General features: G+C 65.0%; 16 protein-coding genes. 13 read left to right on the forward strand and 3 right to left on the reverse strand.

From position 1 onward, the window contains the following. Nucleotides 1–36: 36 nt before the first annotated feature. Nucleotides 37–648, reverse strand: coding sequence for a response regulator FixJ (fixJ, locus tag AB4Z00_RS18005; RefSeq protein ID WP_442046783.1), 612 nt, complete (start codon nucleotides 646–648; stop codon nucleotides 37–39). After that, nucleotides 638–2,140, reverse strand: a complete 1,503-nt coding sequence (locus AB4Z00_RS18010; RefSeq protein WP_442046784.1) for a sensor histidine kinase — start codon at nucleotides 2,138–2,140, stop codon at nucleotides 638–640. The genes fixJ and AB4Z00_RS18010 overlap by 11 nt, the downstream gene beginning before the upstream one ends. 125 nt (nucleotides 2,141–2,265) lie before the next feature. On the opposite strand from AB4Z00_RS18010, the gene AB4Z00_RS18015 reads away from it, so the two are divergent. The 5 genes from AB4Z00_RS18015 to AB4Z00_RS18035 are packed head-to-tail and all read left to right on the forward strand — an operon-like array spanning nucleotide 2,266 to nucleotide 4,528. Beyond that, nucleotides 2,266–2,955, forward strand: coding sequence for an alternative oxidase (locus tag AB4Z00_RS18015; protein WP_442046785.1), 690 nt, complete (start codon nucleotides 2,266–2,268; stop codon nucleotides 2,953–2,955). 29 nt (nucleotides 2,956–2,984) lie between these two features. Beyond that, complete coding sequence (locus tag AB4Z00_RS18020; protein ID WP_442046884.1) at nucleotides 2,985–3,344, forward strand: histidine kinase; 360 nt, start codon at nucleotides 2,985–2,987, stop codon at nucleotides 3,342–3,344. 1 nt (nucleotide 3,345) lies between these two features. Further along, nucleotides 3,346–3,729: a group III truncated hemoglobin gene (locus AB4Z00_RS18025; protein WP_442046786.1), complete on the forward strand. Its 384-nt coding sequence runs from the start codon at nucleotides 3,346–3,348 to the stop codon at nucleotides 3,727–3,729. Continuing rightward, entirely contained in the window at nucleotides 3,726–4,019 is a 294-nt protein-coding gene (locus tag AB4Z00_RS18030; RefSeq protein ID WP_008831957.1) for a DUF1971 domain-containing protein, read from the forward strand. Before AB4Z00_RS18025 ends, AB4Z00_RS18030 begins: the two co-directional genes overlap by 4 nt. A gap of 59 nt (nucleotides 4,020–4,078) precedes the next feature. Beyond that, on the forward strand, nucleotides 4,079–4,528 hold the full coding sequence (locus tag AB4Z00_RS18035) for a globin domain-containing protein (protein WP_442046787.1): 450 nt from the start codon (nucleotides 4,079–4,081) through the stop codon (nucleotides 4,526–4,528). 174 nt (nucleotides 4,529–4,702) lie between these two features. On the opposite strand, the gene AB4Z00_RS18040 is transcribed toward AB4Z00_RS18035, so the two are convergent. Continuing rightward, on the reverse strand, nucleotides 4,703–5,137 hold the full coding sequence (locus AB4Z00_RS18040; RefSeq protein WP_442046788.1) for a PRC-barrel domain containing protein: 435 nt from the start codon (nucleotides 5,135–5,137) through the stop codon (nucleotides 4,703–4,705). A 168-nt stretch (nucleotides 5,138–5,305) separates the two neighbouring features. Between AB4Z00_RS18040 and AB4Z00_RS18045 the strand changes: the two genes are divergently transcribed. The 8 genes from AB4Z00_RS18045 (at nucleotide 5,306) to AB4Z00_RS18080 (ending at nucleotide 14,713) form a co-directional block, all read left to right on the forward strand. Beyond that, nucleotides 5,306–6,193, forward strand: coding sequence for a universal stress protein (locus AB4Z00_RS18045; RefSeq protein ID WP_442046789.1), 888 nt, complete (start codon nucleotides 5,306–5,308; stop codon nucleotides 6,191–6,193). Nucleotides 6,194–6,401: 208 nt separating this feature from the next. Further along, the gene (locus AB4Z00_RS18050; protein WP_442046790.1) at nucleotides 6,402–9,329 is read left to right on the forward strand and encodes a monovalent cation/H+ antiporter subunit A; all 2,928 of its coding nucleotides are present in this window, start codon (nucleotides 6,402–6,404) and stop codon (nucleotides 9,327–9,329) included. After that, complete coding sequence (locus tag AB4Z00_RS18055) at nucleotides 9,329–9,670, forward strand: Na+/H+ antiporter subunit C (protein WP_442046791.1); 342 nt, start codon at nucleotides 9,329–9,331, stop codon at nucleotides 9,668–9,670. Before AB4Z00_RS18050 ends, AB4Z00_RS18055 begins: the two co-directional genes overlap by 1 nt. Next, nucleotides 9,667–11,289, forward strand: coding sequence for a monovalent cation/H+ antiporter subunit D (locus AB4Z00_RS18060; RefSeq protein WP_442046792.1), 1,623 nt, complete (start codon nucleotides 9,667–9,669; stop codon nucleotides 11,287–11,289). The genes AB4Z00_RS18055 and AB4Z00_RS18060 overlap by 4 nt, the downstream gene beginning before the upstream one ends. Next, on the forward strand, nucleotides 11,286–11,771 hold the full coding sequence (locus AB4Z00_RS18065) for a Na+/H+ antiporter subunit E (protein WP_313326596.1): 486 nt from the start codon (nucleotides 11,286–11,288) through the stop codon (nucleotides 11,769–11,771). The genes AB4Z00_RS18060 and AB4Z00_RS18065 overlap by 4 nt, the downstream gene beginning before the upstream one ends. Further along, nucleotides 11,768–12,049, forward strand: coding sequence for a K+/H+ antiporter subunit F (locus AB4Z00_RS18070; RefSeq protein ID WP_036529339.1), 282 nt, complete (start codon nucleotides 11,768–11,770; stop codon nucleotides 12,047–12,049). The genes AB4Z00_RS18065 and AB4Z00_RS18070 overlap by 4 nt, the downstream gene beginning before the upstream one ends. Then, complete coding sequence (mnhG, locus tag AB4Z00_RS18075; RefSeq protein ID WP_048938887.1) at nucleotides 12,046–12,450, forward strand: monovalent cation/H(+) antiporter subunit G; 405 nt, start codon at nucleotides 12,046–12,048, stop codon at nucleotides 12,448–12,450. The genes AB4Z00_RS18070 and mnhG overlap by 4 nt, the downstream gene beginning before the upstream one ends. A 130-nt stretch (nucleotides 12,451–12,580) precedes the next feature. Next, nucleotides 12,581–14,713, forward strand: coding sequence for a putative bifunctional diguanylate cyclase/phosphodiesterase (locus AB4Z00_RS18080; protein WP_442046793.1), 2,133 nt, complete (start codon nucleotides 12,581–12,583; stop codon nucleotides 14,711–14,713). Nucleotides 14,714–14,744: the final 31 nt, after the last annotated feature.

Here is a 14,744-nt window from a genome sequence, read left to right on the forward strand (position 1 = left end):
CTTCCGCCGATTATCAAGGACGCCCCTTGGTGCCTCTCAGGATAGCCGCGCGATCGTGACCATCCGGACGAGGTCGGACAAGGTCTTTGCCTGCATTTTCATCATGACATTGGCGCGGTAGACCTCGACCGTCCTCGCGCTGATCTCCAGGTCATAGGCGATCGCCTTGTTAGCTTGGCCCGCGACGAGGCCGTCCATGACCTCGCGCTCGCGCGGGCTGAGCGTGGCGATGCGGTCGAGGATGGCCTGCCTTTCCGCGGCGGAGGCGGCATCTCCCGCGGTGCGAGCCAGCGCGTTGCGGATCGCGCTCAGCATGACCTCGTCATCGAACGGCTTCTCGATGAAGTCCGCCACGCCGGCTTTCATCGCCTGGATCGCCAGCGGGACGTCGGCATGACCGGTCACCACGATGACGGGGACACCTGCGCCGGCGAGCTGCAGCTTTTCGGCCAGCTCGATGCCGGTCATCCCGGGCATGCGCACGTCGGTCACGAGGCAGGCGCCGGCGAGGGGCGGCGATGATTTGAGGAAAGCGTCTGCCGAAGCATAGGAGCGCACCCGTATCCCGGCCACATCAAGGAGAAATTCCAGTGAATGCCGGACGCTATCGTCGTCATCGATCACATAAACGATCGGGTCACTCGCCATCGCCTGGCCCTTCCTTGTCCGCCTTGGGCAGCGTGAAGCCGAACACGGCCCCGCCCCCGTCATGAGATTCCGCCCAGATGCGCCCGCCATGGGCCTCGACGATCGTGCGCGAGATCGACAGGCCTACACCCATGCCGGTGCGTTTCGTCGTGATGAACGGCTGAAACAGCCGGTCGGCCACATCGGCCGCGATGCCCGGGCCGGTATCGGCGACCGTCACCCGCGCCATGTCGGCGTCGGCCGGCGCGATGGCGATGGTCAACGCACGTGGCCCCGACCCAGTCCCGGCCATGGCGTCGATGGCATTGCGAACGAGGTTGAGCACCACCTGCTGGATTTGCACCTTGTCCGCGAGCACGAGATCGATCTCTGGGCTGAAGTCATGCTGGATGCGTATCCCATGCTCCTTGGCGCCGACGAGCGCCAGCGCGCTCGCCTCCTCGACAAGCTTCGGCAGGCTTTCGACCGCTCGTTCGGTCTCGCCGCGCGCGACGAAATCGCGCAGCCGGCGGATGATTTCCCCGGCGCGCAGCGCCTCGACGGCAGCGCGGCCGACCGCATCGATAACCCGGTCGTTGCGATCTTCCTCGCGTTCGAGCAGCATCTTGCTGCCCTTGAGATAGTTGGCGATGGCGGAGAGGGGCTGGTTCAGTTCATGGGCGAGGGCCGAGGCCATTTCACCCAGGGCGGTTAGCCGCGAGACGTGAACGAGTTCGCTCTGCAGTTCCTGCAGCCTCGCCTCGGCATGCTGGCGCTCGGTAAGATCGCGGATGAAGCCGGTGAAGAAGCGCTGCCCGTTGGCCTGCACTTCGCCGACAGCGAGTTCGAGCGGAAAGGTCGATCCGTCGCGGCGTTCGCCTACGACGACGCGGCCCTTACCGATGATGCGGCGCTCTCCCGTCTGGTAGTAGCGATCCAGATAGCCATCATGGGCTCCGCGGTAGGGCTCAGGCATCAGGAGCCGCACGTTGCGGCCCGCGATTTCCTGCGCCGTCCAGCCGAACATCCGTTCCGCCGCGGGGCTGAAGTCGCGAATGAGTCCCGCAGCATCGATCACCACCATGGCGTCGGGGACGGTGTCGAGGATCGAGCGCAGATGGGCTTCTCGGCTGGCGAGGCCGGCAGCGGCCTCGTCCGAAGCAAGTCGGGCTCGCTGAAACCACTCGCCCCCTAGCGCGATGGCGAGCCCGATCGCCACGAAGGCCACCGCGGCAATCACGCTGCCTTCCTCGATCGGGCCTGTCAGGTGGTCGCACCACAGGCCGGCGGCTGCGCCGGCCAGCGAAGCCATCGCGCCGACGCGAAGGCCTGACAGGGCGCTTGCAGCAACCACGCCGGGGACGAAGAAGATGAAGGTCGCGCGCGCGCCGAGCTGATCGGCAAACAGGAGCCGTATGGCGAGGCCGCCGGCGATCGCGAGCAGCGCGACGCCCAGGGCAGCGGGCAGGGCGAGCCGCGGCAGGAGCCGGCTTGCACCATTGCGGCGAGCCACCTCCGGTAAGTCCCTTAGGGGCACTGCGGTAGGGACATCATCCAAATTTTCGTCCTTCCTTTCCCCGTCTACATACGGCCCATCAGCGGCGCCCCGTCAATCGCGTCGCCATCGGAGACACGACAATGACTGCACCGTTCATCGATCTGGGCGTTCACCACAAGGCCAGCGGACTCTCCGACAAGGTCGCGCTCGGCTTCACCAAGGTCCTGCGCTGGTGCGCGGACACCTTTTTCGCCCAGCGCTACGGTCACCGGGCCGTCGTGCTCGAGACCGTCGCCGCGGTGCCCGGCATGGTCGGTGCGACGATCAACCACCTCGCCTGCCTGCGCCGCATGTGTGACGACAAGGGCTGGATCAAGACGCTCATGGACGAGGCCGAGAATGAGCGCATGCACCTCATGACCTTCATCGAGATTTCGAAGCCGACCTGGTTCGAGCGGGCCGTGATCATCGGCGTGCAATGGGTGTTCTATGTGTTCTTCTTTGCTCTCTATCTCTTGAGCGCCAAGACCGCTCACCGCGTCGTCGGCTATTTCGAGGAAGAGGCGGTGATCAGCTACACGCACTATCTCGCGGAAATCGACGAGGGCCGCAGCGCCAATGTGCTGGCGCCCGAGATTGCCAAGCGGTATTGGGGGCTGCCCGAGGAAGCCACCTTGCGCGACGTGGTGCTGGTCGTCCGCGCGGACGAGGCGCACCACCGCGACGTCAACCACGGCTTCGCCAATGAACTGGGCGGGTTGCCGGTTGGAGCCGTCGCGCAATGCCCGCCCCACGCCGAGCTCGTCCCGAACTGGAAGAAGGCCGCCTGAGCCTCGGCCTGACTGCGGAAGGACACGACATGGTCTTGGATCGCCCGGTCCTGCTGTTCGAAAGCGATCAGCCCGTCCTGTCCTCCCTGCAGTTCGCCCTGAGCCTCGAAGGGTTCCTGCCCGCAGATGGCAGTGTGCTGGACGCGGACCCTGCGACGGCCGAATGCCTCGTCATCGACCAGCGATATCGCGCCGATGGGATCGGCTTTTTGCAGGAGCTGCGGGACAAGGGCGTCGTCGTACCGGCAATCCTGCTGGCGACCAATCCCTCGCGGGAACTCCGGCGACGGATGAAGCCGCTCGGAGCGGTCCTGATCGAAAAGCCGCTGCTCGGCAACGAGCTCACTGATGCCCTCCTGACCATCATCGCTTCCTCCAAGGCCGCCTGACATGTCTGCTTGCTTTATCGACGAAACCGCCATCGACCTGCTCGTGCCTGCCTTCTGTGCCCGCGTCCGGGCGGATGCGTTGCTCGGGCCGATCTTCGAGAGTGCCATCGACGACTGGCCCCATCATCTGGCGAAGCTGAAGGATTTCTGGTCGTCGGTGATGCTGGCAAGCGGGCGCTACAAGGGCCAGCCGATGCCCGCCCATATCCGTCACGAAACGGCGTTGAGTGAGGAGGCCTTTGCTCGCTGGCTCGCGATCTGGCGAGAGACCACGGACGAACTTCTCGCGCCGGCCGTCGCCAGGGCGTTCCAGGACAAGGCGGGCCGTATCGCCGAAAGCCTTCAGCTGGGAATGCAGTTTCATCGGCAACGGAGCGCCGCATGACTGTCGCGATCCCAGCGAACGCCAAACCGTACAAGCGCACCGCGACCTTTACCGAAACCACCATCCCGGCAGGCCTGCTGGGCGACCATTCGACCAAGGAGGGCACCTGGGGCCTGATCCGGTTGGAAGAGGGCGCGCTTCGCTATGTGGTGACCGACGAGCGCCGGCCGCCTTCGGAGCAGGTCCTCACCGTCGCCGGCGAGCCGGGCGTGGTCGAACCGACCATCCTGCACCATGTGGCGCCGGTGGGGCCGGTTCGCTTCCACGTCGAATTTCTAAGGGTGGATTGATCGCCTGACCGGCACCTCCCCTCGTTCCCAACCTCAATAGCCTATCAAGGAGTTCCCTTATGCGTACAGCCTCACCCGCCGCCATGGAGATCGTCAAGGCTACGGCCCCCGCTCTTGAGAAGCATGGCGTCGAGATCACCACGGCCATGTATGCCCGGCTGCTGCAGGACCCCGAGATCGCCGCCATGTTCGATCGCGCGGCGCAGGAAAGCGGCGAGCAGCCGCGCCGGCTGGCCGGCGCGATCCTGGCCTATGCCAAAAATATCGACAAGCTCCAGAACCTTGGGAGCGCCGTGCAGCGCATGGTCGCCCGGCACGTCGAGACCGGCGTCAGGCCCGAGCATTATCCCCATGTCGCGGCCGCTCTCCTCCCGGCGATCCGTGAAGTTCTGGGCGCCGAAGTCGCCACGGACGACGTGCTGGCTGCCTGGGGCGAAGCCTACTGGATGCTTGCCGACATTCTCATCGCTGCCGAAACGCAGGCTTATGAAGAGGCCAGCGCCGCCTGATCGATAGCTTTGACACGGCCTATCCCGAGGTGACCGGCAGGAGAGCCTTACCACGTTGCGATATCGCGGGCCCTGGCCGCCGCTGTCGGACTCCTGCTGGTGATCCGGATCATACCAGCCAATAGGGCAAGCATCTCCCTATGGGGCCACCAGGGACCTTAAGGCCCGCTCGTGTCAGGTTCCGGAAGCGCCTTGCGTTTTCGTGAGGTCGACTGCGGGCAGGGCGTTCAATTGTTCCTTTGTCATCGTCGTCGAAAGGTCGGTGTCATTGCCCTTGCGAACGACCTGCAATCCGGCCACGGGAACGTGGACGAACTTGTCAGGATGGCTGTCCTCGATCTCGATCAGAAGCTGTGACACCGAGCCGTCCGGGCCGCGCACGAGCGACTTCACGTCTCCGAGTTCCACGCCGTTGCCGCCGACCAGGTCCGCTTCCAGCAATTGGACCTCGGTGAGACCGAGCGCGGCCGGAGTCGGGCCGGCGGCGGCCGCCGCCGCTTCGGCGTCGCGTTCGACCTTGTCCTCGGCGATATCACTGGGGGAATCGGCCCTGTTGCAACCTGTGATAAGGACAGCCGAGCAGGCCAGAGCGAACAAGGCGCGCTTCATTAGTCTTCTCCGGATTTCAAGCTGCCATCGCCATAGAAGGCGCTTGGGGCCTTACGGTTCCCTGATCCGCGGGCCGGCAACGCACCCATTCAGGCGGACGTAGGTGGATGTAAAAGGCGAAATGTTCTATCTTCAGCAGCTTGGGGGGCGAACCGAAAGGAGCGTCGTTTGACCGAGCCTGTTGCAGCCACGATCAGGAAGATCCTCGTGGCGACGGATCTTACCCCGCGATGCGATCGCGCCCTCGACCGCGCCGTCCAGTTGGCGAGGGAGAGCCAGGCCGAACTGGTGGCGGTTCATGTCATGGACGCGGCCGACCAGTCCGGCTCGATGTTCGATCGGCAAGAGCGGTCCTGGCGGCGCGTGCCTGACCCCGCCGAACGGATGCGCTGGCGGTTGCAGCGCGACCTTGCCGAGGCGTTCGAAGGGATCAGGGTCATCGCGGCCCAGGGCGATCCGGCTGAACAGTTGGTTGCCCATGCACGCAGCGAAGCCTGCGATCTCATTGTGACAGGGGCGGCGAGCGCGGAATCGATGGGCCGGATCCTGTTCGGTAGCACCGTCAACCGCGTGGCTCGCGAGGTCGAGCAGCCGATCCTGGTCGTTCACGACCGCGCCTTCCGGCCTTATCGCGAGATCGTCGTGGCGACGGACTTTTCCGATGCGTCGATTGCGGGACTGCAGACTGCCTGGGACCTGTTTCCCCAAGCGGCATTTACGCTATTTCATGCCTATGACGTCCCCAGTGCCGCGCTCGCCGACGCGCGGCAGGACGGGCGCGCGCTTCTGACGATGCAAGAGGACATGATGGCGAAGGTTCGCGCCGATGACCGCCTCGACGCCCGTCTGCGCGGCAAGGTTTCGGTGGTGGCCGATTACGGCGCGCCCGAGGCCCTTCTCCCCGACTATGTTGAGGACCAGCGCGTCGATCTCACGGTCGTCGGCAGCCACGGACATGGCGCCCTGTTCGACGCGCTGATCGGCAGCACGGCCAAGCGTCTGGTCGAAGCGCTCGAGGGCGACCTTCTGATCGTGCGCAATTCTGCGGACGCGTGAGAAAAGGGCCTAGACCATATCCGGCGGGGAGCCAGTCGCGCGCCGCCGTGTTTCACAGGAGGAAAGACCGTCCAAGCCGCGGCAGGGGATATGAAGGGGTGCAATCGGTTTTGATATCAACCAAGCGCGCCTGGCGCCCGGGACAGATCATGATCCGACATCGGCGGCACCAGCGTCGCGCCTTGCGGGAAGGCGAGGGGTTGGTCTCGTGATCAAGCCGCACCTTCTCTACCTGGTGCTCGCCTTGCCGTTTCTCGCGAGCCTGGCCGCAGCCTTTCTACCCTCGGTGACCCGCAATCTGGCTTCGAGCTTGGCAGGGGTCGTCACCCTGCTGGCGATCGGGGCGCTCCTCAGCTTCTATCCGGCCGTGTCGCAAGGGGAGGTGGTGCGCATCGACCAGCCCTGGCTGCCGTCCCTGGGGCTCGATCTGATCCTGCGTCTGGACGGCTTTACCTGGCTGTTCGCGCTGCTGGTCCTCGCGATCGGAGCCTTGGTCGTTCTCTATGCGCGCTATTACATGTCGCCCGGCGATCCGGTGCCGCGCTTCTTCAGCTTCCTGATGGCCTTCATGGGCTCGATGCTGGGCATCGTGTTGTCGGGCAATCTCATCCAGACCATATTCTTCTGGGAGCTCACCAGCCTCTTTTCCTTTCTCCTCATCGGCTATTGGCATCACAATCAGAGCGCGCGCGACGGTGCGCGCATGGCGCTAATAGTGACGGCCACGGGCGGCGTCTGCCTGCTCCTGGGCTTTCTGCTTATCGGGCACATCGCCGGCAGCTATGATCTTGACGTCGTCCTCTCTTCGGGCGGATTAATCCGCGCCCATCCCCTTTATCTTCCCGCGCTCGTGCTGGTGCTGATCGGCGCCTTTACGAAAAGCGCGCAGGTCCCGTTCCACTTCTGGCTGCCACATGCGATGGCGGCGCCCACCCCGGTCTCGGCCTATCTCCATTCCGCGACGATGGTGAAGGCCGGCATCTTCATACTCATCCTGCTCTGGCCGGTGCTGGCCGGCACGCAGGCCTGGTATCTGATCGTCGCGACCACAGGCCTTGCCACATTGCTGGTCGGGGCCTGGGCCGCGATCTTCCAGCATGATCTCAAGGGCCTGCTCGCCTATTCGACCATCAGCCATCTCGGGCTCATCACGCTGCTTCTGGGGCTCGGCAGTCCGCTCGCGGCTGTGGCGGCGATCTTCCACACCGTGAACCACGCGACCTTCAAGGCGTCGCTGTTCATGGCGGCAGGGATCATCGACCATGAGACGGGCACACGCGATCTGCGGCGGCTGAGCGGCCTCTTTCGCTGCATGCCGGTCACCGCGACGCTGGCAATGGTGGCGGCGGCGGCGATGGCCGGTGTGCCGCTGCTCAACGGCTTCCTGTCTAAGGAGATGTTCCTGGCCGAGGCGCTCGGGGCGCATAGCGGCACCGTGCTCGACAAGGCGCTGCCCGTGCTGGCGACGCTCGCCAGCATGTTCAGCGTGCTTTATTCGGTGCGCTTCATCCACCAGACCTTTTTTGGCCCGCTGCCCAGCGGCCTGCCGCACCAGCCTGGCGAGGCGCCCCACTGGATGCGGCTGCCGATCGAGGTGCTTGTGCTGCTCTGCCTGGTCGTGGGCGTCGCGCCTGCCGCGACGATCGGCCCGCTGCTCGGTGACGCTGCTCGCGCCGTGCTGGGCGCGCGCACGCCGGCTTATGACCTTGCGGTCTGGCATGGCTTCACCTTGCCCCTGCTTATGAGCGGGATCGCACTGGCCGGCGGCCTCCTGCTCTACCGGATCTTCGGACGGCGGCTCAACAGCGTCGAAGCGTCCCCGGTCATCGGCCATCTGAAAGGACACCGCCTGTTCGAGCGGACGCTGACCGGTCTCATTCAGGGTGCGCGGTCCGCCTATGGGGCGATCAGCTCGGGCCGGTTGCAGGTGCAACTGCGCCTCCTCATCGTGACCGCGCTCTGTGCCGGCGCCTTGCCGGTCTTCCTCCTGGGTTATAGCGCCGGGACCGCGCCGCGCACGCTTCTGGATCCCATATTCGCTCTGCTCTGGCTGATCGGCGGGGCCGCTGCGATCGGCGCGGCCAACCGCGCGAAGTTCCATCGGCTGGCCGCCCTCGTGATGGTCGGCGTCGCCGGGCTCATGACCTGCGTCAGCTTCATCTGGCTGTCGGCGCCGGACCTGGGACTCACGCAGCTACTGGTCGAGACCGTGACCCTGGTCCTTCTCCTGCTTGGGCTGCGTTGGCTTCCGCTGCGCCGTCCGGACGTCTGGCCGGGCGCGCAGACACCGCTCGCCGTTCGTCTGCGCCGCGGTGGCGACCTGCTGTTGGCAGGCATAGGGGGCGTCGGCATGGCGGCGCTATCCTATGCGATGATGACGCGCGTGCCCCCCGAAGGCGTCGGACGCTTTTTCCTGGAACAGGCCTATCCCGGCGGCGGCGGCAAGAATGTCGTCAACGTCATCCTGGTCGATTTCCGCAGTTTCGACACCCTGGGCGAGATCACGGTGCTGTCGATCGTTGCTGTGACCATTTTCTCGCTGCTGCGTCGGTTCCGGCCCGCTGCGGAAAGCGTCGAAGCGCCTGACCAGCAGAAGGTCCAGAATGCCTTCGACGACGCGGGCTTGGAGCGGGAGCGAGGCGACACGGCGCGCCACTATCTCATGGTCCCTCGGGTCCTCATGGAATGGCTGTTTCYGATAATCGTCACGTTCGCGCTCTATCTCCTGGTGCGCGGCCACGACTGGCCGGGCGGCGGCTTCGCGGCGGGGGTGACCGCTTCGATCGCACTCATCATCCTTTATATGGCGGGCGGCACGCGCTGGGTGGAAGCCCGGCTCAATGTGCAGCCGCTGGTCTGGATCAGCGCGGGCCTGGTTTGCGCGGTAGCGACCGGCGCCGGAGCGCTCCTGTTCGGCGCGCCGTTCCTCACCACCTATTTTCAGTATTTCGAGGTGCCGCTGGCAGGCGCGGTGCCGGTGGCGAGCGCGCTGCTGTTCGACATTGGCGTGTTCATGGTGGTGGTGGGGACGACAGCGCTGATCCTGATCGCGCTTGCCCATCAATCGATCCGCGCGCCGCGGGCGCGTCCCGCGGCCGGGTCTTCGCCCGACGATTCTGCCGAGGGTGAGAGTTGATGGAGGCGGTGCTGGCCCTCGCGATCGGCATCCTCGTTGCCAGCGGCCTGTGGCTGCTGTTTCGTCCGCGCACGTTCCAGGTGGTGCTCGGGCTGTCGCTCCTCTCCTATGCGGTCAATCTCTTCATCCTGGCCGCAGGTCGGCTGCGAACCGACGCACCGCCGATCCTGGACGGCAAGGCCGTCGATGCGGCGCTTTATGTCGATCCCGTGCCCCAGGCCCTGGTGCTGACGGCTATCGTCATTTCGTTCGCCACGACGGCGCTGCTCCTGGTGGTGCTGCTTGCCGCGCGCGGCCTGACCGGAACCGACCATGTCGATGGCGAGGATGAAGAGCCATGAGCGCGGCCCCCCTCTGGCTCCAGCATCTGCCCGTCCTGCTCGTCGTCCTGCCGATCGTGGCCAGCGCGCTGCTGCTGGCGGTGGCCGAGCGGCGACGCAGGCTCAAGCGGGCGATCAGCCTCGTGACGGCTGTCACCATGGTCGCCGTCGCGGGGCTGCTGGTGCTGAGCTGCGATGGACAACTGGGGGGCGGCACCGGGGGGCCGCAGGTCTACCGTCTTGCCGACTGGCCGGCGCCCTTTGGCGTCGTTCTGGTGGCGGACCGCCTTTCGGCCCTGATGGTTCTCCTGACCGATCTCTTGGGAGTGACGGCGCTGGTCTATGCGCTGGCGCGGTGGGACCGCTCGGGTCCGCGTTTCCATGCGCTGTTTCTGCTGCTGCTGGCTGGGATCAACGGCGCCTTCCTGACCGGCGACATCTTCAATCTCTTCGTATTCTTCGAGGTGCTGCTGGCCGCGTCCTATGGCTTGATCTTGCATGGCTCGGGGGAGGAGCGCACGCGGGCGAGCCTTCACTATATCACGATCAATATCGCGACATCGCTGCTGTTCCTGGTCGGGGTCGCGATGATCTACTCAGTGACAGGATCGCTCAACATGGCCGACATCGCGGTGAAGACCCCGCAGGTCGCGCGCGGGGATCTCATGCTGCTCGAGGCGGGCGCCGCGGTGCTGGGCGTCGCCTTTCTCGTCAAGTCGGGCATCTGGCCGCTCAACTTCTGGCTGCCGCGCACCTATGCGGCGGCGGCGCCGCCTGTCGCTGCGGTTTTCGCGATCATGACCAAGGTCGGGGTCTACATCATCCTGCGGCTCAGCTCTTTACTATTCGGCGAAGGGTCGGGCGCGGCGGTGGGCTTTGCCGATCATGCGCTGGTTCTCCTGGGCTTCGCGACGATGCTGTTCGGAACTTTGGGCATTCTGGCGACCCGCCAGTTGACCCGGGTCGCGGGTCACTATGTGCTGGTGTCTTCAGGTACGCTGATCGCGGCGATCGGGCTGGGCGGTCAGGCGCTGGTGGCGGCGCTGCTCTTCTATCTGGTGAGCTCGACGCTCGCGGTGGGCGCGCTCTACCTGCTCATCGAACCGGTGGAGCGCAATGCCGACGAGGAGGATCTGATCGCGGGGATCGCCGAACCCGTATTCGACGACGAATATGTGGGCGCGGTCAGCGAGGAGGCGGACGAGGTCGGGATTATAATCCCGGGCACGATCGCGGTCCTGGGCGGCGCTTTCATCTTCTGCACGCTCCTTCTCGCCGGTCTGCCGCCGCTTTCCGGCTTCATCGCCAAGTTCGCGATCATTTCCGCCCTGTTCGACCAGGACGCCATTTCCCCCTCCGCGTGGACGCTTGCCGGCCTGATCATCCTCTCGGGCCTGGCGACGCTGGTCGCCATGACCCGCGCCGGCATCGATCTTCTCTGGACGCCGGGCGAGGATGCGCCAGCCCGCCTGAGCGTGATCGAGGTTGTCCCGATCGGGCTGCTGCTGGCAATCTGCCTGTCCCTCATGGTCGCGGCGGGTCCGATTTACCGCTATGTCGAGACGACCGCCGGGGGGCTGGGTGCGCCACGTGCCTATATCGAGGCGGTGATGGGATCTCACGCGGGCGCGCCGCGATGATCGGGCGTCTCTTCCCCTATCCGCTTCTGGCGGCGGCAGTTTGTCTCCTGTGGATCCTTCTGAGCGGCGTCTCTGCGGGGCAATGCCTTCTGGCTGCAGCGGCGGCGCTGCTCGTGCCGCAGGTGATGCGGCCTCTCGGGCCAGCGTCGGCCCAGATCCGGTGGGGGAGGGCGGTGCCGCGCCTCGTCGGCCTGGTGCTGCTCGATATCCTGCGCTCCAATCTGGCGGTCGCGCGCATCGTTCTGTTCGGTTCGCGGCGGCGGCGGTCGGGGTTCATTGAAGTGCCGCTCGAACTGCGTAATCCCTATGCGCTTACCACTCTGGCGGTCATCATCACGGCGACGCCCGGCACCATCTGGCTTCAGCATGACCCCGATCGGCAGACAGTCCTCATCCATGTCCTCGACCTGAAGGACGAGGCGGACTGGATCGCGCTCATCAAGGGCCGCTATGAGCGCCTCCTGAAGGAGATTTTCGTTTGAGCCACCTCCTCCTGGGCCTGGCGATCACTGCAGCCCAAATCCTTCTGGGCCTGGCCATGGCCTGCGCAAGCTTCCGGATTCTACGTGGACCGCGCGCGCAGGACCGGGTGCTGGGCCTCGACGCGCTTTATCTGGCCGCAATGCTGCTCTTGCTTACATACGGCATCCAGACCGGACGCACCCTGTTCTTCGAGGCCGCGTTCATTATCGCCTTGCTGGGCTTTGCGGGAACCGTGGCATTGGCGAAATTTCTGATGCGCGGCGAGGTGATCGAATGATCCAGGCGCCTGACCTTCCGCCCTGGGCGGCCTTGATCGTAGGTATCTGCCTGCTGCTCGGCGCGAGTGTCACGCTTATCGGCACGGTCGGCCTCGTGCGGATGAAGACCTTTTATGAGCGCCTCCATCCGCCGACGCTCGGCCCGACGCTGGGCACGGCCTTCATCCTCATGGCGTCCATCACCTGTTTTTCCGCGATGCAGTCCAGGCCCGTTGTGCATGAGATCCTCATTGCGGTGTTCGTGACTTTGACGACGCCGCTGACCCTCATGCTGCTGGCCCGTGCCGCCCTCTATCGTGACCGGCTGGCAGGCGACATGTCCGTGCCGGGCGACGATGACAACGGGCCATCTTCGCCCGCTGTCACGCGGGATGCACAGGGATCGCCTCCTCCAAACTGAGATCGGTCGGCTTTGCAGCGAAGCAGCAACACTGGGCGCCGGAGGTCTGGAAGGCTCGTCAACCGGCCGTTCGATCTTGACCGAGGCAATCGGCAGGAGAGCCTTAACCAAGTTGCGATATCGCGAGTCCATGGCCGTAGCTGTCCGACTTCTCCGCGTTTCTGTGCCACGGCAGTATCTTTGGCCGCTCCTGTCGCTGCTCAGCGTATGCTTCGGTTTCATCTTCCTTCTCATTTTCCTGAGCACTCGTGCCCAGGATGCTCAGCAGCTCGAGCGGGAGCGGCAAGCGCTCGGGGGCGTGTTCGCCACCGCTTCCGCGATGGTACAGCACGATCTGCAGGATTACGCGAAATGGGACGATGCCGTGCGTCACATCGGTTCGAGCTTCGATGCGGCCTGGATGGACGACAATGTCGTGGCCTATCTGGGCCGCACCCAGGGATATTCCGACATCTTCGTGCTCGGTGCGGACGATCGGACCCTTTACAGCTTCAAAGACCGAAAGATCGCCGCGAACACCGCTCACTTGCGTCTTGGCGCCAACTTCGTTCGCTCGATCGCCGAAGTCCGGCGCTTGCCGTCCGAGGGCAGTCCGATCGTCAGCGGCTTCACGCACTCAGGCAACCAGGTCATGGTCTATGCCACGGCCGCCGTGGTGCCCTTGACGGGTAAGATCGCGGCGCCCCGAGGGCCGACCCGCCTTCTGGTCATCGCCCGTCACGTCGACGAGGCGTTTTTGGCGGACCTCACGCGCGAACTCAATGTACATGATGTGCGGCTGACGCTGGGGAACCGGACAGCCGGAATGGACGCCATCGCCATCAAGGGCCGGTCGGGCGAACGGATCGCCTGGCTGGAATGGCGGTCGCATCATCCGGGTGCATCGCTGAGGCAGCATCTGGTGCCGGCGATCCTGGCGGTGGCCTTCGTCGCCTTTGTGGCGGCCGGTCTTATTCTTCGTCGGGGCGGCCAGTCGATCGAGGCGCTGCGCGCAAGCGAACTTATTGCCCGGCATCTGTCGGATCACGATACCTTGACCGAACTGCCCAATCGCCGCGCGTTTGGGGAACGACTGGGCGAGCTTGTCGCGGCAAGGCAAGGACTGGCCCTGCTGTTCCTCGATCTCGACGGGTTCAAGGACGCCAATGACGTCTACGGCCATAGTGCCGGCGATCTTCTGCTCAAGGAAGCCGCTGGTCGCTTGAAAGCCGCGGCGGGCGAAGCTTTTATCGCACGCGCGGGCGGCGACGAGTTTGCCGTTCTCCTGGGATCGCCATCGCCTGGCGTGGCGGCCGCGACATGTGAGGCCATTCTCGAAGCGTTCTCGACGCCGTTCAAGGTTGGCGCCTACAGCATCACAATCGGGACCAGTATCGGCTATTTCGAGAGCGACACATCCTGCGATAGCGCGGAAGAGCTCATTCGCAAGGCGGACGTTGCCATGTATGCCGCCAAGGATGCGGGCAGGAACTGCGCGCGGGTCTACCACCCCTCGCTCGACGAAGGCCATGAAAGGCGCCAGCGGCTCGAGCAGGATCTCAAGCACGCGGTCGAGAACGAAGAGATCTACGTCCGCTATCAGCCGATCGTCGATGCCCAGTCGGGCGAGGTCGTCGCCGTCGAGGCGCTGGCGCGCTGGTCTCATCCCGTCCATGGCGATGTCCCGCCGGACGTGTTCATTCCCATCGCCGAGATCAGCGGGCTGATCAACGCGATCGGCCGCCAGGTGCTTCTCCATGCCTGCCGGGAAATGCGCGAGACCGGGCTCGATCTGGCCGTCAACCTGTCGCCAGCGCAATTCTGGGATGGCAATCTCTACGACGAGGTTCAGCAGGTCCTGGAACGGACCGGGTTTCCTCCCGAGCGGCTTGAGCTGGAAATCACCGAAAGCTTGCTGCTGCGCCGTCCCCAGGTCGCCGCGGCGGTGATCGACCGGCTGCGCTCACTCGGTATCCGCATGGCGCTCGACGACTTTGGCACGGGGTTCGCGAGCATCGCCTATCTACAGCAACTCACGATCGACCGGCTCAAGATCGATAGGTCGTTCCTTGCTCCGCTGGAATCGCAGCCTGACATGCGAGAAGTGCTGATCTCCATCGTCGGCCTGGCGAAGGCCTATCATCTTGAAGTCTGTGCCGAAGGGATCGAGACGCCGGGACAGGCGCAGCTTGCGCGCATCGCGGGTTGCGGCCGCTTGCAAGGTTGGCTGTTCGGGCGTCCGCAAGCCGCGAGCGCGTTCCAGACCGTGGCGTTGCGAGCTTAGGAGCGCGAGGGAAGCGGTCGTCCGGTCAACG

Source organism: Novosphingobium sp. YAF33 (assembly GCF_052113265.1).
Taxonomy (GTDB): Bacteria; Pseudomonadota; Alphaproteobacteria; order Sphingomonadales; family Sphingomonadaceae; genus Novosphingobium.

What these genes read in the sequence shown, in the direction of transcription:
- AB4Z00_RS18065 (WP_313326596.1), top strand. Translation starts at nt 11,286, where the DNA reads ATGATCGGGCGTCTCTTCCCCTATCCGCTTCTGGCGGCGGCAGTTTGT.
- AB4Z00_RS18040 (WP_442046788.1), bottom strand. Translation starts at nt 5,137, where the DNA reads ATGAAGCGCGCCTTGTTCGCTCTGGCCTGCTCGGCTGTCCTTATCACA.
- AB4Z00_RS18080 (WP_442046793.1), top strand. Translation starts at nt 12,581, where the DNA reads ATGGCCGTAGCTGTCCGACTTCTCCGCGTTTCTGTGCCACGGCAGTAT.
- AB4Z00_RS18030 (WP_008831957.1), top strand. Translation starts at nt 3,726, where the DNA reads ATGACTGTCGCGATCCCAGCGAACGCCAAACCGTACAAGCGCACCGCG.
- AB4Z00_RS18035 (WP_442046787.1), top strand. Translation starts at nt 4,079, where the DNA reads ATGCGTACAGCCTCACCCGCCGCCATGGAGATCGTCAAGGCTACGGCC.
- AB4Z00_RS18025 (WP_442046786.1), top strand. Translation starts at nt 3,346, where the DNA reads ATGTCTGCTTGCTTTATCGACGAAACCGCCATCGACCTGCTCGTGCCT.
- AB4Z00_RS18055 (WP_442046791.1), top strand. Translation starts at nt 9,329, where the DNA reads ATGGAGGCGGTGCTGGCCCTCGCGATCGGCATCCTCGTTGCCAGCGGC.
- AB4Z00_RS18015 (WP_442046785.1), top strand. Translation starts at nt 2,266, where the DNA reads ATGACTGCACCGTTCATCGATCTGGGCGTTCACCACAAGGCCAGCGGA.
- AB4Z00_RS18020 (WP_442046884.1), top strand. Translation starts at nt 2,985, where the DNA reads ATGGTCTTGGATCGCCCGGTCCTGCTGTTCGAAAGCGATCAGCCCGTC.
- fixJ (WP_442046783.1), bottom strand. Translation starts at nt 648, where the DNA reads ATGGCGAGTGACCCGATCGTTTATGTGATCGATGACGACGATAGCGTC.
- mnhG (WP_048938887.1), top strand. Translation starts at nt 12,046, where the DNA reads ATGATCCAGGCGCCTGACCTTCCGCCCTGGGCGGCCTTGATCGTAGGT.
- AB4Z00_RS18060 (WP_442046792.1), top strand. Translation starts at nt 9,667, where the DNA reads ATGAGCGCGGCCCCCCTCTGGCTCCAGCATCTGCCCGTCCTGCTCGTC.